A 22,837-nucleotide genomic window follows, 5' to 3' on the forward strand; every position below is an offset into this window, starting at 1 on the left:
GAGAAAGGCTATGAGTACTTCACAATTCTTTGGACTGAATATCGCAGCATCGGGGCTTAGAGCTTCCAACGCAGCCCTGAACACAACAGCGAATAATATCTCCAACGCCAACACCGACGGCTACAGCAGACAGAAGGTAAAACAGGAGGCCAGCGACGCCCTCAGAGTTTTTGCCACCTACGGATGTGCCGGCGCCGGTGTTGATACCATTGCAATAGAGAGAGTCCGGGACAGCTTCTACGATGTGAAGTACAGAAACAACGCACAGCTCCTGGGAGTGGCCAAGCAGAAGAACTACTACAACAGCCTTATCGAGGAGTACCTCAGCGACGATGGGACCAGCGGCTTCTCATCACTTTTTTCCAAAATGGAGGCCTCGCTGGAGTCGGTAATGACCGCTGCGGGAACCACAGAGACCAAGGCTACTTTCGTATCTAATGTAAAAGCGTTAACCGAATATTTTAACAATGTTTACACCAGCCTTCAGAACGAGCAGGCGGATGTTAACGCGGAGATTAAGCTCTGCGCCGACAGAATGAGTTCCATCGCTCAGGAGGTTGCCTCAATAAATCAGCAGATCAACATCATCGAGATGACAGGAACCACAGCAAATGAGCTGAGAGATAAAAGAGATACTCTTGTGGACGAGCTGTCCAAGATGGTTTCCGTCGAGACCAAGGAAACTCCCGTTGTTGACGAGAACAATCCCAGCAGAGTAACCGGCGCCACCAGATATCAGATCTGGGTTGCGGGGGGCTACGAGCTGGTTGATACCTATGAATACAGGAAAATGATCTGCGTCTCCAGAGAGGACGACGGCTCCACTAACCAGAACGATATCAGCGGACTGTTCGATATCAAGTGGGGAAGCGGCAATTACAAAGATGGCGATAACATCAGCGAGCTGTCATACTTTGAGCTGGATTCCAAGCTTATAGGCGGAGAGCTCCAGGGCCTTCTGGCAATTAGAGATGGCAACAACAATCAGTATTTTCACGGAAAAGGAACCAACGTATACAAGTCAGGTGATACCTACGCCGTGGAGGTGAAGGTTGAGGCTTCTTATCTGAAGGATATGAACAAGTGCTCAATTCCTGAGGATGGCAGCATCCATATCGGAGCTAAGGATTATCGCTATGACAGCTTCGACTACGACGGAGATAGCACCTATACTTTCTATATCGATAAGAATACTTTGACAAGTATTCCCGATAACAATGCCAATGTTTCCATCGGCTACGGAAATGACTATCAGGGAATTCCTTATTACATGTCCCAGATGAATGAGTGGATAAGGCAGTTCTCCGCAGCAACCAATACGATCATGGTAAACGGGTACACTTCAGATTCCCTGGAGGGCGTTAACCTTCTCACCGGCGCCATGGACACCAATTCAGCTGCCCAGTACAGCTACGCACAGCTCACGACACTGTCAGAGAATAAGGGTTACTATAAGCTTCGCGGCGGCAACTTCTCCGTAAACGAAGTTCTGCAGGATAACTCCGATAGACTTGCTACAAAGGCAGACGTTACGGAAGGTGAGTCGGAATTTGTTAACCTTACCAAGTTAAAAACAATGTTTGATACCCAGAAGATCTTCAGAGGAGCCACCTCCGGAGAGTTCCTGACCAAGGTGCTGGCGGATATAGCGCTGAACAGAAGTAATTCCAATACTCTGGAGGATACCTACACCGCCCTTGAGAAGACAATTGGTAACCAGAGATTGTCGGATTCAGGTGTTGATGAAGATGAAGAGGCGTCGAATCTGGTGAAGTATCAGAGTGCTTATAATCTGTCTTCGAAGATGATACAGACATTGACGGAGATTTATGATCGGCTGATACTCCAGACGGGGGTATAAAATATAGGACGGATTTGTAATAGGATGGATAAATAGGATGGAACAGAGAAATGTCTGCTATTCGTATAAAGCGAGTGGCAGGCATTTTTTGCGGATAATGAGGTCTACTATAAGCGTACGCCACCCTTGACAGCACAAAGAATAATTGCTGCGTTGTATCCACCGACGGCGAAGAACTCAGGAACAATTAAGTATTTCTCCGTCGCAGGCAGCAGTGTAGCAATTATTCTTTGCACTATCAAGGGCAAGCCGCTTATGCGGTGGCTGGTTTTCTTACCTCGGGCTCAGAATCTAGGAACAAAAGGAGAGTTACTCGATATTCTAGAATATCTATTTGGGGGTCAGGCATATGAATGAAAGGTAGCGGCATGTATTCGTATGCCTTGATCGGATTATATCGAAGAATAGTTATAGCATTCTAGAGAATAATGCATACTAGATCATTATTTTTCTTTTCATTCGTATGCTCCTTTAGCCTGGAGGGACTTATAGTGGCCCTCGTTATGCATACTGAAGGGAGTTTGTTTTCTGCTTTAATATGCATTTAGAGCTTAAATCATCAACTGATAACTCAATCGGATCTTAGAAATGCATACGAAAGTCATCTAAAATAATAATTTAATATGATAAAAAGCTACACCTCGAAGTATTCTTGTGATAACTAAGGCAAATAGCAAGAACCAAGCCGGCAGCTGCAACAAAGCAGCTGCCTAAGGCTTACAAGTGATTGTTGTGACGCAGTCTCTGAAACATATCGCTTACCATGCAAGGGTTTGTTCAGGTTTGCACTATATAGGAATTATCGCGCCAGGGAACATGCACCGCGGAGCCATAGCACAGGACAAAGTGTAAAATGGCGGGAGGCGCACGAAAACCAGTGTTTTTACGGTGCTTTCGGCGGTCACAACTGTCTCGCCCCTGTCGCCTCCCGTCCTTTTATACTTTGTCAGTCATAGTACGGGTTAAGTTCCCAGCGGCAATTGCCGATAATAGTAGTGAAAATGAATGAATTTGCATGGATGCGTAGGTTTCAGAGACAAGGATTGTCTGTGGAGGTTTTTTATGCGCATCACCAACAAGATCATGCAGAATAATTCTCTTTACAATATCAACAACAACAAGGTCACCGAGGATCAGCTCAACACCATGATGGCCACCGGCAAAAAGATCACCCGCCCCTCAGATGACCCTGTTATCGCAATAAGGGCTCTCCGCCTTCGAAGCAACGTTACCCAGCTCTCACAATATTATGAGAAAAACTGCAAAGACGCCGAAAGCTGGCTGGACATCACAGCCGATGCTCTTTCCACCGTCACTTCTGTTCTCACCGACTGCGTAAAGCAGGCCACCAAGGGCGCCAACATGGACCTTACCGTGGACGACCTGGATATCATTGTTTCACAGCTTGATTCCCTGGCAAAAGAATACTACTCAACAGGTAATGTAGACTACGCAGGAAGATACATTTTTACCGGATACAGAACAGATACGCCTCTTACCTTCGACAAAACCACTTCTGCTGATTATACGGATATCCAGGATCAGTTCGATGCGGTTGATATTTCCGAATCAAAAAGAATGATCGGTAAGCATATGCTTGACGCAAAAGACCTGGTAAGCTCAAGCGTAGAGCCGGTCAAGCAGAGTGACATTTATGAATGTACCGTAGGAAGGATCAGACTGTCCTACGATAACCTAAATTATACTAATCCCGGCGACGACCCCATCGCCCAGGGCGAAACATCAGCAACTCTCAAATGGAGAGAACAACTGACTCAGCCCGCCACCAGTACCGTGACCACCACCACCCAGATAATCAATTTTACCTATACCACAGAGACCAACGAGACCAGATATGTTGCCATTCCTGTGGATCCGGAGGGGGAAAAGAATTACAGGGTTACGGATGAAACAGGAAATACCTACGAGGTAGCTGTTACCAATACCGGTAACTACAACATATATATAAATGGCGACAAATCAGCTCCCGGACTCATAGTAGATCCCAACGGAATCGTGGACAGCGACCACCTGGGAAAAGGAATCGCAGCAGCTCAGACCACAATTGAGACCAAGAGCATTTCCGCCATCACCTATACTGCGGAAGACAATAAGCCTGTGACCGTGAATCTTCCTCTTTTACCAGCGATTGGGCAGTCCTATCAGATCGAGCTCAACGAGGATGGCTTCAGAGCAACGGTCAACAGTGACGGAACATATACGATCGTAGACGAAAGAATTGCTGAAAATGCAGATGGATCAACTTCCCAGAACGTTATTCAGGTAACCGGAAACGGAAGTATCAACAGCTCCTACAAGGAAACCAGCCTTACAATAGGCTATAAAAACATTATTTACTCCACCAGCAGCGAAGAGGAGATTGATGCAGCATATATCGATCTTGAAGAGCATCCCACGGGAGCAAGGGCATATCTCAATGCGGCAACAGGTGAGGTCCTTCTTAACAAGGAACTTCAGGAAAAGCTGGTAACCATGCCTGACCTTATTGGCACCAAGTGTATAGACGTTGTCTATGATAAAAATGAATGGAAGAGCGGCGACATAAGACCCGAGAATCTGTTTGCTTGTGATTATACCGACAGTAACGGCAAGCTTATTCGCTACAACAAGGGTAATGCCGCACACAACATAGCTTACGATGTAGGATTTGCTCAGTCGGTAATAGTTAATACTACTGCAGATGCTGTTTTTACCACGGATGTAAAAAGAAATGTGGAAGATCTTAAGAGAACACTTAATGAGCTTCAACAGATATCAGGAACTCTGGCAACGCTTAAAGACAAAAGAGATTCTTCTACAGATAAAGATTATAAGGAAAAGCTTGAGCAGGATATAGCGGCTGCAACTAAGGTTTATGATCACCTTAGGCAGCAGATCCAGAAGGAATTTGAGCACAAGATCACCTCAATGCAGCAGTGCCTCGACACCGCCAACATCGCGGTAACCGACAACGGAACCAGATCCAAGAGACTCGAACTTGTGAACTCAAGACTCATGACTCAGACCACCACCTTCAAGACCCTTCAGTCAGAGAACGAGGACATAGATATAGCCGAGGCCGCCACTAACCTAACAACAGCCCAGGTCACATATGAGGCCAGCCTCATGGCCACCGGAAAAATCAGTCAGACGAGCTTGATGAACTACATTTGATGATATAGGGATGTAAGTTCGTGAGCAAAACCATGCTCGCATGGTTTTACTCACGAATTTACAGACCGAACAAGAATGAGGAAAAAAGACATGCGTATTTTACCGAATAAGCGAAGGTTATTATTGTATGAGCATGTCGATTTCCGAATTCTTGTAGCATGACGAGAGCGCTTTTTGCGGAGTCATGCGTATATCATCAAAAACTATATTAAAACATTATCGGGTAACCAAATCATCTCAATTTAAAAAATAGTAGCTATGTGTCGAAATAACGTATATAATTAATAAGTAGTAGTGTCTATCAAGGACAATGGAGGTTATAACATGAAATTAGCAACAAGGATTTTTGGCGATGTTGAAATTGAAGATAGCAAGATAATCTCTTTTCCAAACGGCATTATCGGATTCCCGGACTTAAAGCGTTTCACGCTCATGCACGACGAAGAGGGCGGGACCAATACTATTCAGTGGCTTCAGTCAATTGAAGAGCCGAACTTTGCAATGCCTGTTATGGATCCTCTTATTGTATGCCCTGATTACAATCCACAGGTTGACCGTCAGAATATCATAGATATTGGGGAGCTGGTGGATGATGAGCTGCTGGTGCTGGTAACAGTTACTGTGCCTCATGATCTTAAACAGATGACGGTTAATCTTAAGGGCCCCTTCATCATCAATGTACATGATATGAAGGCTGCACAGAGTATCATTGATAACGATGAATACCCGGTAAAATTCCCTATCTATGATATCCTGCAGAAAAACAAAGAGAATGCCTGACCGACACTGACTAATTACGCAACCATGGAGGGAGAAAGAGAATGTTAGCATTATCCAGAAAAAAGAATGAAGCAATTATCATTAACAACAACATTGAGATTACTGTATTGGATATCAGAGGGGATCAGGTAAAGCTTGGAATCGCAGCTCCTAAGGAGATTCCGATCTATCGTAAGGAAGTTTACCTTCAGATACAGCAGGAGAATAAGCAGGCAACTGACGTCGCCAGTCTTGATGCACTCAAGAAGCTGCTTTAAATCTATATTGTTATTTCCGGCGGTTGTCATTAAATGGCAGCCGCTGTTTTCTTTTTAGATAGGACGGGCAAAATGGCGAAGGAAGCAAGTGGCCTGCAGCGGAGAAAATATGGCCGACGAAAGCACTGTGAAAACGCTGGTTTTCGTGCGCCTCGTGATTCTCTAAGGCTCGATGCCAAAGGAATGCCTCCTACTCATGCCTATTCGTGGACAGTCGTCATTCCTTCGACCTCTCGCCTTGACAATCATCTCGTCGTGCGAGAACTGCACGTTTTCCCAGCACTTCCGCCGACCATATTTTCACCGCGCAGGAGGAAGTTTACTGGCGCCATTTTGTCCTGTGCTATGAAAAGAGGAACGGGGGCTGAATCATTTAAAATATGCCATTTCGCCAGAAATAAGGAATACTGAGTTTATGGCGATGCTTACGTTGAGTGTGCAGCAGCAAGATGACTCCTTAGTTGGTGCAATCCTTGGGGAGAATGGGTATCAGTATAGGCTGAAATAGGAAATATTGTGGAGAATTCATATGAATATTCTGTACTATAGCTGGGATGAATTTAATGGAGAGGATTGCCGTGATGCTATGAGAAAACTAGGGCATCACATAGATTTGATTAAGTTTAATACAGGCAATTACGAATTGAATTCCGAGACTTTAAGAGTCTTTGAGGAAAAAGCGATAAATAAGCTGGATGGCAAAAAAAACTATGATTGTGTATTCAGCTTTGACTATATTCCTGCGTTGTCAGAAGCGTGTCAGAAATATGATATTCCATATATTTCATGGGTGTTTGACTGCCCACATTATACATTGGATTCTCATACTATAGGAAATCCGGTAAATAGAGTATATGTATTTGACAAGATACTGTATGAGAGGCTATGTCAGAAAGGCTATAACACAATCAGATATAGTACTTTAGCTGTAAACTCCCAGAGATTACAAAAAATATGTGAAGATCTGGATGCTGAAACCGGCGGAAAGATAGTGTATGAACATGATGTATGCTTTTTAGGCAGCCTATATGATAACGAATACAATTATTATGACAGGGTCAAATATCTCCCGCCTGCATTAAAGGGATACACAGATGCGGTTATTAAGGCACAGGAGAGCCTTTTTGGTGTTGATCTTTTTACAGAATCTGAAATTTATCCCTATGAAAAAATTAAAGAACTGAGAGAGTATATAAAGTTTGAAGAGACAGGTAAATTTGATATAGATTATGACAATGTCATGTTGGATATACTCAGGAAAAAAGTAACAGTAAATGAACGTCATAACATTCTTTTGGAGATGGGAAAGCGCTATGATACTGTTCTATATACTATGCCCGGAGCTAAGCCCATTGAAAATGTTTGTAATCTTGGAACTGCAAATTATATGACAAAAATGCCAAGGGTATTTCATAAAAGTAAGGTTAACCTGAACATTACCTTAAGATCTATATTGTCCGGTATTCCGCTTAGAGTAATTGATATTCTCGCTGCCGGAGGTTTTCTGATAACTAACTATCAGGCTGAAATAGCAGAGTACTTCATCGATGGAGAAGAGCTGGTTATGGCCTATTCTCCGGAAGATATGATTGAAAAGATCGGATATTATCTTGAACATGAGGATGAGCGAAAAGAAATAGCAAGCCGGGGGCAAGAAAAGGTTCTGAGGGATTTTGATTATAAAATACTACTTGAAGGAATTCTTACAATTTAGAGCAAAATGGAAGATTGAGGGCAGTTATGTTTGATGCTATTTCAGTATTAGAAAAAATAGAAAGTGTAGAAAAAAAATCAAATAACCCAAGGTTTTGTCCGGCAAATTACTCCGTGGATCAAAAAATGGAAAGATTACAATTGATACTAGGGATAATTCTGGAAATCAATGAAAATACTTCAGAAATATATAAGCTTAAGGCAGAGTATTTCAAAGGATCCGTTTCTGCTGAAGCTTTGAGCGTTATTATCCATTCTCTGGAGATAGCTGAATCCGAGACCGGAAAAGTAATAGAAGAAGCTTTAGAAGAATGGGACTATTCGGGATATTTGACTTATGTCGGAAATCTTTCGATTTTAGAGAATGTTTACGGGAAATTGTTAAAGTATGAAAATGTCTTGAATAAGTACAAAACAGTTCATGAAAATGTACGTCATATCGTTAGAAACTATTATTCAAGGAAAGAATCTAAAGTATTTACCGGAAAAGGTGCCGTGTACACTGTTATAACCGGAAATTATGATAATTTGAATGAACCGCTTGTTATAGATAAAGACTTAGATTATTACTGTTTTACTGACAATAAAGATATTAAGTCAGAGAATTGGACGATCGTACATATTGAAGATGATATGGGATTGGATCCGATAAGATTAAATCGATATTATAAGTTTCTTATGTTTAAAGTGCTTCCTGAGTATGATTATTCTATCTATATAGATGGTAAAAATCAGATTACTGGTGACTTGAAAGAGTATATCAGATACTATTCTAGGGATAAATCCATGTTATGCGCTCCACATCCGCTGAGACAGAGCATTGAGGATGAGATAATTGAAGTTGGACGGTTAAATAAAGCGGACCCTAAGTTTATGACGGAGCAATTTGAACATTATAAACAAGCCGGATATGACGAGAGTATCCCTCTTATTGAAGGTTGCCTGTTGGTAAGAAATCATCATGATAAGCTTCTTCAAAAAGTTATGGAGGACTGGTTTGATGAGCTTTGTAAGTGGAGTTTCAGAGACCAGATTAGTCTCGGCTATGTATGTTGGAAGAATGGTTATGCTTTCGATCTTAGCGAGATTCTTATTTACGAAAATCCCTATATTAAAGAAATAGGACATGCAGTGAGAACAAGAACAGTAGAGAGATAATTATAAATTTTTTATGAATTTTTTGCCTGAAGGGTAGTTGAAAGCTAAAGAAAAATATCCCATGTCCGATATAAAGGATAAATAGAACTGTCTTACTTTATGTAAAAGGTTAAGAACTATAGATGTAAGGGTTTATTCCTGATTCTGACACGGAGGTATAGAATTATGGGAATTGAAGCAATCAATGGGTTTAGTCCTCTTATTCAGGCGACTCAGCCCCAGGTAAGGACGCAGGTCCAGGAACAGAGTCAGTCTCAGTCTGAGATTGTAAATCAGGAGGCCAATGCCGCTCAGGCTATAGAGCTAAAAGTAGAAGCTGCCGATAATTCTGCAGGTTCTAATAACGGCGCCCAGAGTGGAGCTCAGAATTTCTCGCAATCCCAGACCCATCTTCAGGAAACGGAAGAGCAGATTCAGGCTGACAATGAAAAGGTCAAAAAGGCCATTTCTCAGATGGCCAAGAACATGAGCTCCAATGCAGAAGCGGTATTTGGAATTCATGACAAGACCAACAGAGTAACTATCAAGATGGTGGACAAGGAGACCAAGAAGGTGATCAAAGAGTTCCCGCCGGACGAGACTCTCGATATGATCGCCAAGGTATGGGAAATTGCCGGCATCCTGGTAGACGAAAAGAGATAACTGTAGGTACACCTTTATGGAAATGGATTTCCATGCGGTAACTCACGGATTGAGAAAGGAGAGAAACTATGCCTATCAGAATAACAGGAATGAATTCGGGCCTGGATACCGAGAGCATCATAACCGCTCTTACCAGTTCCAAACAGACCAAGCTTGATAATTTCAAGGGCGACCAGAAGAAACTGACCTGGAAACAGGATAAGTGGAAAGAATTAAATAAAAAGGTTGTTTCTTTTTACAATGGTGCTCTTAGCTCCATGAGATTTTCAACAGCCTATACCAAGAAGACTACAACTGCTTCCAATGCAAATGCGGTATCGGTTGTTACCGGCGAAAATGCAATGGATGCAGTTCAGAACCTGAGCATTACAAGTCTTGCCAAAGCTTCATATATGAGTGGAAAAGAGGTAAAGGCAGGAACTGAGAAAGCCAAGCTGTCCACAGAACTTAGCGAGATTACAGGCTTTACAGCTGGGGATATTAACTTCACTGTTGGTGGAGAGAGCAAGTCGATTACAGTAGAAGATGGCGATACTATAAGTGATGTACTTAGCAAACTTAAAGAGGAAGCCGGAGATAAGATCAATTTTAACTTTGATGAGAGCACCGGAAGGTTCTTTGCTGCAGGTAAGGAAACAGGAACTGCGGCAAACATCTCCTTTGAGGATAGCGACGCCGCAGCTGCTCTTGGTCTCTCCACAGCAACTATTCAGAACGGATCTAAGGCTAAGATTATCCTTAATGATGAAGAGTATGAATCAGACAGCAACACCTTCCAGATAAATGGACTTACAATTACAGCCAATGAGGAGGCTCAGAATATAACACTTACCACCAAGCAGGACACCAGCGGAATTTATGACAATATCAAGAAGCTGATCAAAGAATATAATGACATTATGAAAGAGTTTGCGACTCTTTATAATGCTGATAAGGCTACAAAATATAAAATGCTCACTTCCGATGAGAAGGATGCCATGAGCGATAAGGAAGTTGAGGAATGGGAAGATAAGATTAAAGCCGGACTTCTTAGTGGTGATGAGACAATTGGCACTATAAGGACCGCTCTTCGTGATATTATGGCAAGTTCCTTCGAGGTTACCATGAAAGACGGTTCAACGCAGAATTATTCATTGGCATCCTTAGGAATTGCTACAGGAAGCTATTTCTCAACAGAAGAAAATGAAAGAGAAATGCTTCATATAGATGGAGATCCAGATGACGATTCAACCAGTGGAAATACAGATCTTTTAAAGGCAGCTATTTCAAATGATCCGGCAATGGTTCAGGATCTGTTCACTCAGCTGTCCAGATCGTTGTATTCCAAGCTCTCTGATTTAATGAAGGGAACGGAATACAGCAGTGCATTCACAATCTATGAAGATAAGCTTATGGCTTCACAGTACAGTGCTTATAATACCAAGATTTCCGATGCACAGACAGCTTTAGAGGCTGCTCAGGACAAGTATTATAAGAAGTTCTCCAAGATGGAGACAGCACTTAGTAAGATAAACAGCTCCAGCAGTTCACTGTCAGGATTCTTTGGAGGCGGTGGCTGATAGTAAATAGCAGTAAAAAATATTCGTAGAATGCGAGGGAGCAAATATGCCAGTACTTACAACTCAACAGAAGGCTTATGCACAATATAAAAATAACAAGATAATGAGTGCTTCAAAACCGGAGCTGACTCTTATGCTCTATGACGGGGCTATCAAATTCCTTAATATAGCAGACTTTGCAATTGAAAAGAATGATATATTTAAGGCCCATGAGAATATCGTAAAGACTGAGAAAATAATTGAGTATCTTAGAAGCACTTTAGATATGAAATATCCCGTTGCTCAGGACTTTGAAAATATGTATTCTTATATAGCAAGGAGGCTTGTTGAAGCCAATATCAGCAAGGATAGAGAGATAGTTGCTGAGGTCAACAAGCACATGCATGCAATCAGAGACAATTGGGTTGAAGTCATGAAGGCAAACCATATCATGGTTAAGGATGCGTAAGAGGAGATTTGGATGATAGCTTCTAGTTTGGATATGCTGGAGGATAGCCTTATTAAAAAGATTGAGGTTATGGACCGGATCGAAGAAGAAAACAACAGACAGACGGAAGTTTTAAAGAATTCCGAGGAGGTCGATGAAAAGGCCTTTGATGATACGGTAGAAAAGAAGGGAGAGCTGGTGGACCAGCTCCTTCTTTTGGATGAAGGTTTTCAGTCCCTGTTTGACCGAGTCAAAGAAGAACTTGGTAAAAACAAGGATATGTATAAGGAACAGGTAGGAAGACTTCAGAATCTGATTCATGAAGTTATGGACAGAAGCTCATCCATAGAAGCTCACGAGCATCGAAATAAAAAGCTGGCAGAACAGTATTTCAGCACTACAAGGCAGCGGCTTGAGAATAATAAGAAGAGTTCCGCAGTGGCCTTTAATTATTATCAGACAATGAATAAGTTTAAGGATATTCCACCACAATTTTTAGACCAAAAAAACTGATATTTTTGAAAAACGCTAGTCTAATCATATGGACTAGCGCTTTTTTATGTAATCGCACCATGATATTGTAAAAATATGAACGATATTATGATAAGATTTATATATAAGAATATCGAATGAAGTCGATAAAAAGGAAGGAAAACGATTTGAACATTGTCTTTTATCGATATAGAAATATTTGTGAACAAGATTATATAGATGGGTTTGCAAAACTTGGCTTAACCGTGATTGAGGTTTATGCAAGCGAACTGGATGATAAGGAGCTTGATGAAAAGATGAATAAACTGTCTATTCTGATAGCTCATAATAAGCCTATGTTTGTTTTTTCAATTAATTATTTTCCGTTTATTTCAATTGTATGCCAAAGGGTACATGCGTTTTATGTAAGCGTCAGTGTTACTTGTCCTATGGTGGAATTATTTAATGTGACTATAAGGAATTCTTTTAACAGAGTATTCCTGTTTGACAAAAAACAATACGAGACAGTTGCCAAAGAAAATCCTGAAGGTGTTTTTTATCTTCCATTAGGAGCATCTGTAGAACGTCTTGAAAAGGCTGTGTCAGGCTATAACTCATACAAGTATGATATATCTTTTGTTGGCTCCTTATACAGTGAAAAGGATCCATTTGCAGGATTGAGTATTAGTCCGGAACAAAAAAATAGATATGAGTCTATTATGAAGATGCAGATTCAAAGTAGTTGTAATAGCCAGGAATATCTGGAAAGCCGAATTACAGATGAAGATGTGAAAAGCATAAAATCCGCAGCAAAGGATTTTTACCCCTCTGATCTAAGTGTTCACAATATTGACAGCTTTGTGGCAATAAATAATTATCTTAGTCCCCATATGACCTATATTGAAAGGGTTAAGTTATTAAATGAGATAGCAGACAGGCAGCAAGGAAAGCTTCATCTGTTTACGCAAAGCGATACAAGCTGCCTTAAAAATGTGGCTTGTCATGGACCGGTGGAATCTTTGACTGAAATGCCAAGAGTATTCAGGGAAAGTAAAATCAATCTTAATATTACAACAAGATCAATGAAGACAGGGATAGCACAACGAGTCTGGGATGTCCTGGGATGCGGGGGATTCCTTATAACAAACTATCAGAACGAGATACCGGATTATCTTGAGGTAGGAAAAGATATTGTTGTGTACGAGAGTTCTGATGAGTTATTGGAGAGTATAAATTATTACCTTACGCAGGATGATGAGCGGAAAGCTATTGCTAAAAGCGGATATGAAAAAGTTAGGAAAGCTCATTCAACAACAAACAGAATTATTTCTATGGTAACCATGCTAAATAGAAGCATAGTCGATGATGAGGAAAGGTAATGAGAGCCAAAGTTCAATTGAATGAAAAACCGATTATTGATATCCTCATAGCTACAGCTGCAAATGGAGGCGTTGAAAACTGCATAAATTTAACAGGAAGATTTTTAACTGAGAAGGGATTCAATGTCAGAGTGATTCAATTGGTTTTTCGTGGCTATGAATGGGCAGATCCTTGCATGGAGTTCCATTATCTGATAATGGATAACGAATCCCATAAGTTACAGATATTTATTGACAAGTATGAAAGCTTTCTAAAGGATAACAGAAAACCGGATGTGGTACTGGCCACATGTTGGCCATTAATGAGTCATGTAGCTAAGACGGTTACTACACATTTAAACTTGGAAACCATAGTGGCTTCATGGCTTCATGCACCGGTTAATAGATATGACGCAGCAGGATATGGTGGGATTGAACAATTAAAACTAGCCGATGTTCATTTTGCAATCAGCGATGAGATTGCAGATTCTATTTATAATGCATATCCGGATTCATATATATATCGTATTAATAACCCTGTTGATAAGTCTAAAATACATAAGGTGACAAGTCTGGGAAAACAGACACTATTGTTTGTTGGCAGACTGAGCGCAGAGAAGAATATTCCAATAATTTTAAGAGCATTGAGTCTTACAAAGGAGAGATGGTTTCTTAAACTTGTGGGAGAAGGAGATGAACTTTTAAAATGTAAGGCTTTGTCTGAAGAGTTAGGTATTTCAGAGCATGTGGAATTTCTTGGGTGGTCGGATGATCCATGGAAATATGCTGATGGTGCTACTGCATTGGTTCTTTCATCGATGTATGAAGGATCACCTTTAGTGGCGATTGAGGCATTGAGCTGTGGCCTTCCTGTTATAGCAAATGTTTCCAGCAGAGTATCAGAGATCATAGTTCCCGGGGAAAATGGCTATTTATATCCAGATAATGATAGTGAAAATCTTGCAAAAATACTGGATATGATTGCTGATAATTCTTTCCCAAGCGTGTCATCTGAAGTCTGTTCCGGTTCTGTGAAGTTCTATGATGGGAATATTGCCTTATTTGATTTTTATTCAAAAATTCATGCGACTGTTAATGGACGAATTATTGAGAAACTCCTATGCAAAAGGTCAAAAACAATAATTGATAATGTAAAGATCAGTATTATCATTCCCTGCTATAACGCAGAATCTTATATAGAGAGATGTCTGGACAGTATCATTAATCAAACAATAGGTATAGCTCATATAGAGATCATTGTTGTTAATGATGCATCTACAGATAGTTCATTATCTATATTAACAAAATATGAAGAAGAGTATCCTGAGAATATATGCATAATTAACCTGGAAGAAAACAGTGGACAGGGTATTGCTCGAAATATTGGAATCGACTATGCAACAGGAGATTATGTGATGTATGTTGATGCTGATGACGCGATACATACATGCCTTTTGGAAAAACTGTATATCATCCATCAGTGTTATCCGGTCAATGTTGTAATGTGTGATTTCGAAACTTTCTCGGATACATTGCCGGAAAAAGCCGAGTATTCAGAATTAAAATGTGCTATAGACACAATAGAAGATACCGATGATATGCAAAGGCTTTTTTTGGAAAATGCTTTTTTGACTGGGCCATGGGCAAAGTTATATGTTCGAGATTTTTTGATTAAAAATCCGGACATCAGATTTATGGAATGTTATAAGATGGAAGACATTTATTTCACATATTTGGTGTTGGCGCATGTAAGATCGTGGCTCCATGTTTCTATGAAAGGATATTATTATTTTGAAAACAACGAAGGGACCATGAGATCTGAAAAAATAAAGGATTATTATATGCATGTGTTTGTAGTGTTTGAAAAGGCTGTAGAACAATTAAAACAGTTAGGTTTCTATGATTCATGTAAGAACGAAATAGCTTTTGTGTATATAAAAAAAGTATTTTCGCCTCTTATAAGTTATATGAAAAAAAATATAATTCCGTATCCGGTTGAGAATGAAAAGATTCTGAAAGATTATTTATTAAACATGTTTCCTGACATTACATATAATAAATATCTTACAGCAGAAGAATTGGATGACATAACCGGCTATTTGTAATGAAATGTATATTCCGTCTGAATAGACCACCTTGCACGGCCGATTAGATCACCCATCACGGAGGTTTAGATCAATTGTCACGGAGTGCTGATCAGTGTCCTCCGGACGCCAACCTTGACAGCTAACATATGAGCGATGTCGCGTACACGGCGACGGGAACTCAGGGATATCAGATCATTCATCATCTTCCCGTCGAACTGCCGATTGTATCGCACATATGTTAGCTGTCAAGGCCAAGCCACTAAAGTGGTGGCTGGTTTTCTCCCACTCTTAGTGATAATAGCTCGGGAGAATCTTGGGATATCAGTTGCGGCTGCGCCGCCTGGGCAGGTCATAAACCTTACCCAGACAATGCAGCTTATTCACTTGTTATCATAAATCAATGCCAGCAGGGCCAATTACCCTTGCGGGCTTCCTGTACTTTGACAAGATAATCGCGGAACTCCATTGGATCTCCGCCACTGTACATGAGAGTTTTATACAGCTCATAGGCTGAATCTCCAGAGTATCTGGGGGCAAGATGGGACAAGATATCCATGCGTAGCAGTTCACCTTCTTCTTCATTCATGTACTGACTAAGAAGATGCCTTGTGCTTATGCACTCAAGTTCAAGGAACTGAACATCTGTTACGAGCTTGTCTACCAACTCACACAGTGCAATAACAGCCTCACATCTGTCGGCACAGTCTACTTCATCCAAAAAATCAACGAAAGTGTTATCAGCCATTTGCGCTCACCTCACTTTTCTCTGATCCTGCAAAGGCATGACGTTTTCGCATGGAGATGCGCCCCTTGACATCTATGGAATACTTGTTGTTTATGATCCTATCAAGGATGGCTTCAGCAACTGCACTGTCATCACCCTCTGCGCGGTCACTATCGATGCGGTAGTACCATTCATCTGTATCGTACTGTGTGCAGAGAATCAAAGCGCCCTTACTTGCACAGACCTCAATGATCTCCAAAAGGTTGTAGGACTCTTCTTCAGAAAGAGGCCGCAGGAGCCATTCATCAATGATAAGAAGGTCGAACTTCGCATACGCCATCTTGACTTTGCCTTGCGTATTCAATGCTTTTGCAACAGCAAACTCATTTAGAAGATCTGGGAGTCTTACATAACGGACTTTATAGAGCTTGCGGCATGCTGCAATTCCAAGCGCGTTTGCAATATATGACTTTCCAGCTCCGGTAGCACCTTTGAGTACGACGTGATGGTTTTCCTGAATATAGGAACAGGTTGCAAGCTTTGTGATCAGACCCTTGTTAAGCTCACGATCTTCGTGGTACTCAATTGCTTCTATGCTTGCGGTAGATTCGCTAAGCTTTGCGGCTCGTATACGCCTGTTGATAGTATTCTGATGCCGTGATGAACTTTCTGCATCTACAAGGAGGGCAAGACGGTCTTCAAAGGACAATGCCTTGTAGCGCTGAGGTTCTTCAAGCTGGGACTCTAATTCTCTGGCCATTCCAGGTAAGCGGAGAGCGCGCAGTGTTTTTACTGTTTCAAGATTTATCACTGCTCATCACCTCGTATGATAAGTCTATTCCCAAGATATTTAGGGTTTAGACTTATTTCTTTTTATGATATAGAGAAGACTACTCAGGAGGTTCTCTCCATAGCTTTCATTCTCTATACAACTATTAGTTACATGTTCTATAGCCAAGAGATCCCGGACGCTTATAATAGAGTCCAGAGGATACGTCCAATGGGTACCGCTATTTCACCTTGCAAAGTAAAGATGTCTATGTTGCCACATGTCTCTTTATTATTGCTATCGGAGCTTGCGCCCTTGGCTCCACACTTCAAATGCTTACACAAATGTTGCGCTATTTCGTTAGCTTCCAGCAGAGTATTTTCGAAATAGAAACGCTGATTACGCGAGGCTGCATGGTGTGGTGGTTCGGGATTAGCCCTTGGTTATCCATTATCACTGGAAGAAAGGAGGTGATACCGTGAAAAAACGTATAAAAATCGATCATCTATCAACGTTATGTGTAGGGCTTGATGTCGGTTCACGTAACAACTTCATTACTGCTTTGGATTTTGACTCTAACCCACTCATAAACATGCAGCCTGTTCCTAATGCTGCCAGCGGAGTTGAAGCTATGGAGTCAATGATCCTTGAAGTTCTTGAGGATAATTCCCAGTTCAAATATCTTCTGATAGCCATGGAGTCCACCAGTTTCTATGGTGTCCATGTGGCGAATTATCTTTCTACAAGTGACCGGCTTAAGCCATATTCAGCCAAGGTCTTTTGCCTTAATCCCAAAGAGGTTGCCAATTATAAAAAGTCATTTACTGGTCTCGGTAAAAATGATGGTCTTGATTCATTCATAGTTGCCGATTACATCCGCGTTGGCCGTGTCGATATATCTCCATGGCGCGGTGCACAGTATCTTGCTTTGCAACGTCTTACAAGGCAGCGTAGGCATGTCACAGAGTCTATAACCCGTGAGAAGAATTATGTCCTGAACAATATATTCCTTAAGTTCAGTGAATTCGCCCTTCTTACAGGAGAAGAAAGTCCACTCTCCAATAAATTCAGCGCAACAGCTGAAGCAATACTAACTGAATACAAAACCACCGAAGACATTGCCAATGCTCCTCTTGAAGAACTTGTTGAATTTGTGGCATCTTCAGGTCGTGGTAGATTTTCAGACCCAGATCAGGTGGCTCAGTTGCTTCAGAAAGCTGCCCGTGATTCATACAGGCTAGACAAAACACTATATGAGCCTATTACTACGTCTATAGCTTGCTCTTTCAACTGCATACGTGCATTTGAGAAAGAGAAGAAAGCTCTCGACAAAGCCATAGCAGAGACTGTTGAAGGTCTTAATCCAACTGAGTATCAGATACTGAAATCAATACCTGGTATAGGACCTGTCTATGCAGCAGGAATACTTGCTGAGATGGGCTCTGTCCGTTGTTTCAGTAACAACAATGCTCTTGCAAAATACAGTGGCATTGTTTGGAGAGACAACCAGTCCGGGGAGTTTGACTCCGAAGATACTCCAATGATGAAAGCTGGCAATACCTACTTAAGGTACTATCTCATCCAGGCTGCAGGAAGCGTAGCATCCTACTGTCCTGAATACATGGCTTACTATGAAAAGAAATATGCTGAAGTTCCCAAACATCAGCACAAGCGTGCACTCGCGTTGACCGCCCGTAAATTAATACGTCTGATTTTTGGTCTGCTGGACAATAATCAACTCTACTCTGCGGCAAGAGAGTAGATTAGTTGTATATCGCATTCTTTTTCTGCAAAACCCTGCAGGTCTTTTTTGTGTACCTATTTTTACTTGTTTTAGTTGAAATCTTTTTCTAAACTACTCTTGACATATCACCAAATTGCTCCCCTCCGGAACTGATCCGCACCACGCGTAATACCACGGCTGCGGCGGACAGGCTGGGAAGCTGATGTAGAACTGTCAAGCCTCTGCTTTGAAACTGGATTTTTAAGCAGGATACCTATTCCCCGTATTGATGGTTCTCCGCTGAACAGGAGTATCTGACGGCAGGCCTCTTCAATGCATTCGTTATTGTAACGCTCTGAATATTTTCTGAGGCTGACACATGATTTAAAACCCTGTTCAGGAGCTCTTCCGGACTCCAGAAAGAACTGTACTACCTTTTCTGTATTGGGGCCAATAGTATTAGCCCAGGACTTGAAGTCATCTGGTGTATATGTAAGGTACTGCCGATGGTTTTCCGGCATGTGAGATAGAATCGTAATCGGATCACGTAAGCGCTTGTGATCTCTGATGTGTGCCGCAACACGATTTCCATGGAAGAAGACCTCCACGCTGTCTCTGGTTATGCGGACGCTGACCATTTCGCCAATCAGATCATACGGGACGGAGTATTTGTTTAATCCGTCAGTAACTGTATAATCAAGAAGGACTGTCTGTTCTGACCAGATAGACGGTTCATATGCATTGGCGGGAAGGGGTTGCATGAATTCTTTCTCTTCCAGGAGATAGGCCTCACGACGGTTTCCTTCCCGCTTTTTGAAAGGATAGCCGTTCAGCAGTTCCAGTTTCTCCGCTACAGCAGTTTTTGCATCAGCGAGGGAAAAGAAAGTATCATTTCGCAGTGCCGCCAGAATCCAGGTGGATGCATATGATACGGTGCCTTCAGCATGGCTCTTGTCTTTCGGGGCTTTCACTCTGGTAGGAACAATCGCAGTGCCATAGTGGTCAGCCAACTCGGTATAGCTTCTGTTTATGATGGTATCAAATCTGGTATTCTTTGTAACACCAGTCTTAAGGTTATCCGGGATCAGGAGCCTTGGAACACCATCAAAGTATTCGTAGGCATGTACGTGGCATAAAAGCCAGTTCTCAGATTGCATATCTCCGCAAAGCTCTGCATAAGCATAGCAACTGCAGGGAAGTACTGCGACAAACAGATATGCAGGCGTGGTTTCACCGGTAACAGGATCTGTGATTGGAAGCGTTCCACCAGCCCAGTCGACCTCCATGGCGTCTCCGGGTTTGTGGTGAATACGCATAGTTGCTTTGGACTTTTGAGCCCAACTGCGATAAATATCACAGAATTGTGAGTACTGATAGGGCACGCGTCCCGCACAAGCACACTTGGCCTTGTATTCCGTGTGGAGAAGCGTAAGGTTTACGCCTTTTTGAGCTAACTCCTTATGGATGTAGGCGCAGTCAGGTTCCATGAATACATTTGCTTTTTCCAGCCTTTCAGGATATAGCAGAGCATAGAGCCTTTGGTTTGTAAATTCCTCGTCAAGCGGCCAACTGATACCTTTTTCTTTGGCCAGCTTTTCGACTTCCCGGATTGTGTTCCTTGAGCTGTGTATAGCTTTTGCAATCTGGGTTTGGTTGTGGTTGAGGCTGCTAAGCCTCAGGATTTCGCGATAATTAACCATGATTATCGTCCTCCTTAATAGTAGTCACACTTATGTGTGCCTCCACTATTATATAGAGAACGATTGGTTGTTTATCCCTCCGTGATCACTGATCTATTCATCCGTGAAGGGTGATCAATTTGAGCGTGAAGGGTGGTCTAATCGTCCGTGAAGGGTGATCTTTTCGGATGGAATATATATGAAAGGCTATTTATCCATAATAGATACCATATATCGGATGTTTTTTCCAAAACTTTATAGTAAAATGAAAAAAAGAAGAAAAAGTTTCAAAAATTCGAAAAAAATAGAAAAAATAGTTCATAAAGGGTTAAGTTGGCGAGAATATCGACGATATTATTATTGAAAAGAAAACCAAAGCAGCCATGGAAGGGACTCCGCATTAGGTCTGCACTAAAAATTTAAATGGAAAGGCAGCAGGGAAGCGGGCCCCCTTCATGGAGGATAATATTATGGTAGTTCAACACAATATCACCGCAATGAACTCTAACAGACAGCTTGGTATTACAACAAATGTACAGGCTAAGGCCAGTGAGAAGCTTTCATCCGGTTACAAGATCAACAGAGCAGCAGATGACGCAGCTGGTCTTGCGATTTCCGAAAAAATGAGACGTCAGGTAAGAGGTCTTACACAGGCTTCAGCCAATGCTCAGGATGGTATCTCAGTAGTACAGACAGCTGAGGGAGCTCTTAACGAAGTTCACGACATGCTCCAGAGAATGAATGAGCTGGCAGTTAAGGCTGCAAACGATACTCTTCAGACAACAGACAGACAGTATATTCAGTCCGAAGTTGCAGCTCTTGCAAGTGAAATTACCAGAACTGCCGAGTCAACAGAATTTAATAACCAGCATCTTCTTGATGGATCATTTACAGGTAAATATCTTCAGGTTGGATCTGAAACAAATTCAGAAAATCAGATTATGATCAGTATTATGGCACTGAGTGCTTCAAGTATTGGCGTGGCTGCAATGCATAATACAGCAGGTGGTACAGTAGCGGTTCCACCTACAGATCCAGAAGATCAGATAAATGTTTTATCACATGATAATGCTAAAAACTCTATAGAAAATATTAAAAGAGCGCTTATCTCAATCTCAAAACAGAGATCTGATCTCGGTGCTATCCAGAACAGACTTGAACATACAATTAAGAATTTGGATAACGTTGTTGAGAATACTCAGGCAGCTGAATCACAGATTCGTGATACAGACATGGCAGAGGAGATGGTTAGATATTCAAACAATAACATCCTTATGCAGGCCGGCCAGTCAATGCTGGCTCAAGCAAATCAGACAAATCAGGGTGTTCTTTCACTGCTTCAGTAATACAGATAAAACGATTTTACGGGGCTTGGCCAAACGGTCAGGCCCTTCAATTTGTTTATGGAAAATTTATATTATATTTTTAAAAATAGGGGTAAAGTTTTTAGAATTATAGACGATAATAAAGTTGTAAAGAACAAGGAATGGTTATCAGACCAGCACTGGTAATCATTTCTAAATTAAAACCAAACGAGCTGCAAGGACGCAGCCGTACAAATCAAGGAGGATAAAATTATGGTAGTACAACACAACATTACAGCGATGAATTCAAACAGACAGCTTGGTATCACAACTGGTATCCAGGCAAAGTCAAGTGAGAAACTGTCATCCGGTTACAAGATCAACAGAGCAGCAGATGATGCAGCAGGTCTTGCAATTTCCGAAAAGATGAGACGTCAGGTAAGAGGTCTTACACAGGCTTCTGCTAACGCTCAGGATGGTATTTCAGCAGTACAGACAGCTGAAGGTGCTCTTAACGAAGTTCATGAGATGCTTCAGAGAATGAACGAGCTGGCTACTAAGGCAGCTAACGACACATTGCAGACAACAGATCGTAACTATATCCAGTCAGAGCTGAATGCTCTTTCAACTGAGATTGATCGTACATCTGAGGCTACAGAGTTCAACAATCAGAAGCTTCTTAATGGAACATTTACTCAGAAGGAACTTCAGGTTGGTTCAGAGACTGAAGCTAAGAACCAGATCGAGATTAGCATCAGCCAGATGAGTGCTTCTGCAATTGGTGTTCAGACAGATAATATTTCTGTTAGTGATCATGCTGCAGCTAAGAGTACAATGACTGCTATAAAGAACGCTCTTCAGAGTGTTTCTGAGCAGAGATCTAACCTTGGTGCTATTCAGAACAGACTTGAGCACACAATCAAGAACCTTGATAACGTTGTTGAGAATACTCAGGCAGCTGAGTCAGCTATCCGTGATACAGATATGGCTACCGAGATGGTTAAGTATTCAAATAACAACATCCTTGCACAGGCTGGTCAGTCCATGCTGGCACAGGCTAATCAGTCCAACCAGGGTGTTCTTTCACTTCTCGGCTAATTATATTTGTAACGCTTTGTTTATAAAACGTCTGTTGAAAACATTGCAACTAC

18 protein-coding genes are annotated in these 22,837 nt (G+C 41.6%); 15 read left to right on the plus strand and 3 right to left on the minus strand.

The annotated features are described in order from the left end of the window. Nucleotides 1-10: 10 nt before the first annotated feature. From NXH67_RS08565 to NXH67_RS08620, 12 genes are all read left to right on the plus strand, one after another. Complete coding sequence (locus NXH67_RS08565) at nt 11-1,861, plus strand: flagellar hook-associated protein FlgK (protein ID WP_022777555.1); 1,851 nt, start codon at nt 11-13, stop codon at nt 1,859-1,861. 1,062 nt (nt 1,862-2,923) lie between these two features. After that, nucleotides 2,924-5,035 carry a flagellin N-terminal helical domain-containing protein gene (locus NXH67_RS08570; protein ID WP_272797106.1) on the plus strand — a complete coding sequence of 704 codons (2,112 nt, stop codon included), beginning with the start codon at nt 2,924-2,926 and terminating at the stop codon, nt 5,033-5,035. 324 nt (nt 5,036-5,359) lie between these two features. After that, a complete protein-coding gene (fliW, locus tag NXH67_RS08575) occupies nt 5,360-5,815 on the plus strand; it encodes a flagellar assembly protein FliW (RefSeq protein WP_022777557.1) in 456 nt (151 codons plus the stop codon). 41 nt (nt 5,816-5,856) lie between these two features. Continuing rightward, entirely contained in the window at nt 5,857-6,072 is a 216-nt protein-coding gene (gene csrA, locus NXH67_RS08580; RefSeq protein ID WP_022777558.1) for a carbon storage regulator CsrA, read from the plus strand. Between the two features lie 529 nt (nt 6,073-6,601). Beyond that, nucleotides 6,602-7,786, plus strand: a complete 1,185-nt coding sequence (locus NXH67_RS08585; protein WP_272797107.1) for a CgeB family protein — start codon at nt 6,602-6,604, stop codon at nt 7,784-7,786. Between the two features lie 26 nt (nt 7,787-7,812). Beyond that, complete coding sequence (locus tag NXH67_RS08590) at nt 7,813-8,943, plus strand: glycosyltransferase domain-containing protein (protein ID WP_272797108.1); 1,131 nt, start codon at nt 7,813-7,815, stop codon at nt 8,941-8,943. A gap of 165 nt (nt 8,944-9,108) precedes the next feature. Further along, the gene (locus NXH67_RS08595) at nt 9,109-9,585 is read left to right on the plus strand and encodes a flagellar protein FlaG (RefSeq protein ID WP_272797109.1); all 477 of its coding nucleotides are present in this window, start codon (nt 9,109-9,111) and stop codon (nt 9,583-9,585) included. 68 nt (nt 9,586-9,653) lie between these two features. Next, the gene (gene fliD / locus NXH67_RS08600; protein ID WP_272797110.1) at nt 9,654-11,144 is read left to right on the plus strand and encodes a flagellar filament capping protein FliD; all 1,491 of its coding nucleotides are present in this window, start codon (nt 9,654-9,656) and stop codon (nt 11,142-11,144) included. 46 nt (nt 11,145-11,190) lie between these two features. Continuing rightward, nucleotides 11,191-11,592: a flagellar export chaperone FliS gene (gene fliS, locus NXH67_RS08605; protein WP_272797111.1), complete on the plus strand. Its 402-nt coding sequence runs from the start codon at nt 11,191-11,193 to the stop codon at nt 11,590-11,592. 12 nt (nt 11,593-11,604) lie between these two features. Further along, the gene (locus tag NXH67_RS08610) at nt 11,605-12,084 is read left to right on the plus strand and encodes a flagellar protein FliT (protein WP_272797112.1); all 480 of its coding nucleotides are present in this window, start codon (nt 11,605-11,607) and stop codon (nt 12,082-12,084) included. 146 nt (nt 12,085-12,230) lie between these two features. Beyond that, nucleotides 12,231-13,421 carry a glycosyltransferase family protein gene (locus tag NXH67_RS08615; RefSeq protein ID WP_272797113.1) on the plus strand — a complete coding sequence of 397 codons (1,191 nt, stop codon included), beginning with the start codon at nt 12,231-12,233 and terminating at the stop codon, nt 13,419-13,421. Beyond that, complete coding sequence (locus tag NXH67_RS08620; protein WP_272797114.1) at nt 13,421-15,505, plus strand: glycosyltransferase; 2,085 nt, start codon at nt 13,421-13,423, stop codon at nt 15,503-15,505. Before NXH67_RS08615 ends, NXH67_RS08620 begins: the two co-directional genes overlap by 1 nt. Before the next feature lie 379 nt (nt 15,506-15,884). Here the strand turns inward: NXH67_RS08620 and NXH67_RS08625 are convergent, their stop codons facing one another. Further along, entirely contained in the window at nt 15,885-16,232 is a 348-nt protein-coding gene (locus NXH67_RS08625; RefSeq protein ID WP_272797115.1) for a hypothetical protein, read from the minus strand. Then, nucleotides 16,225-17,022 carry an ATP-binding protein gene (locus NXH67_RS08630; RefSeq protein ID WP_272797116.1) on the minus strand — a complete coding sequence of 266 codons (798 nt, stop codon included), beginning with the start codon at nt 17,020-17,022 and terminating at the stop codon, nt 16,225-16,227. Before NXH67_RS08630 ends, NXH67_RS08625 begins: the two co-directional genes overlap by 8 nt. A gap of 436 nt (nt 17,023-17,458) precedes the next feature. Between NXH67_RS08630 and NXH67_RS08635 the strand changes: the two genes are divergently transcribed. Continuing rightward, on the plus strand, nt 17,459-18,742 hold the full coding sequence (locus tag NXH67_RS08635; RefSeq protein WP_272797117.1) for an IS110 family transposase: 1,284 nt from the start codon (nt 17,459-17,461) through the stop codon (nt 18,740-18,742). Nucleotides 18,743-18,849: 107 nt separating this feature from the next. Here NXH67_RS08635 and istA read toward each other — a convergent pair whose 3' ends face one another. After that, the gene (gene istA / locus NXH67_RS08640; protein ID WP_272797118.1) at nt 18,850-20,403 is read right to left on the minus strand and encodes an IS21 family transposase; all 1,554 of its coding nucleotides are present in this window, start codon (nt 20,401-20,403) and stop codon (nt 18,850-18,852) included. 449 nt (nt 20,404-20,852) lie between these two features. Here istA and NXH67_RS08645 point away from each other — a divergent pair, with 449 nt between their 5' ends. Further along, a complete protein-coding gene (locus NXH67_RS08645; protein ID WP_272797119.1) occupies nt 20,853-21,728 on the plus strand; it encodes a flagellin N-terminal helical domain-containing protein in 876 nt (291 codons plus the stop codon). 231 nt (nt 21,729-21,959) lie between these two features. Continuing rightward, complete coding sequence (locus NXH67_RS08650; protein ID WP_272797120.1) at nt 21,960-22,784, plus strand: flagellin N-terminal helical domain-containing protein; 825 nt, start codon at nt 21,960-21,962, stop codon at nt 22,782-22,784. The last annotated feature ends 53 nt before the right edge of the window (nt 22,785-22,837 follow it).

The sequence above is a fragment of the Butyrivibrio sp. DSM 10294 genome (assembly GCF_028539135.1).
Lineage (GTDB): Bacteria > Bacillota > Clostridia > Lachnospirales > Lachnospiraceae > Butyrivibrio.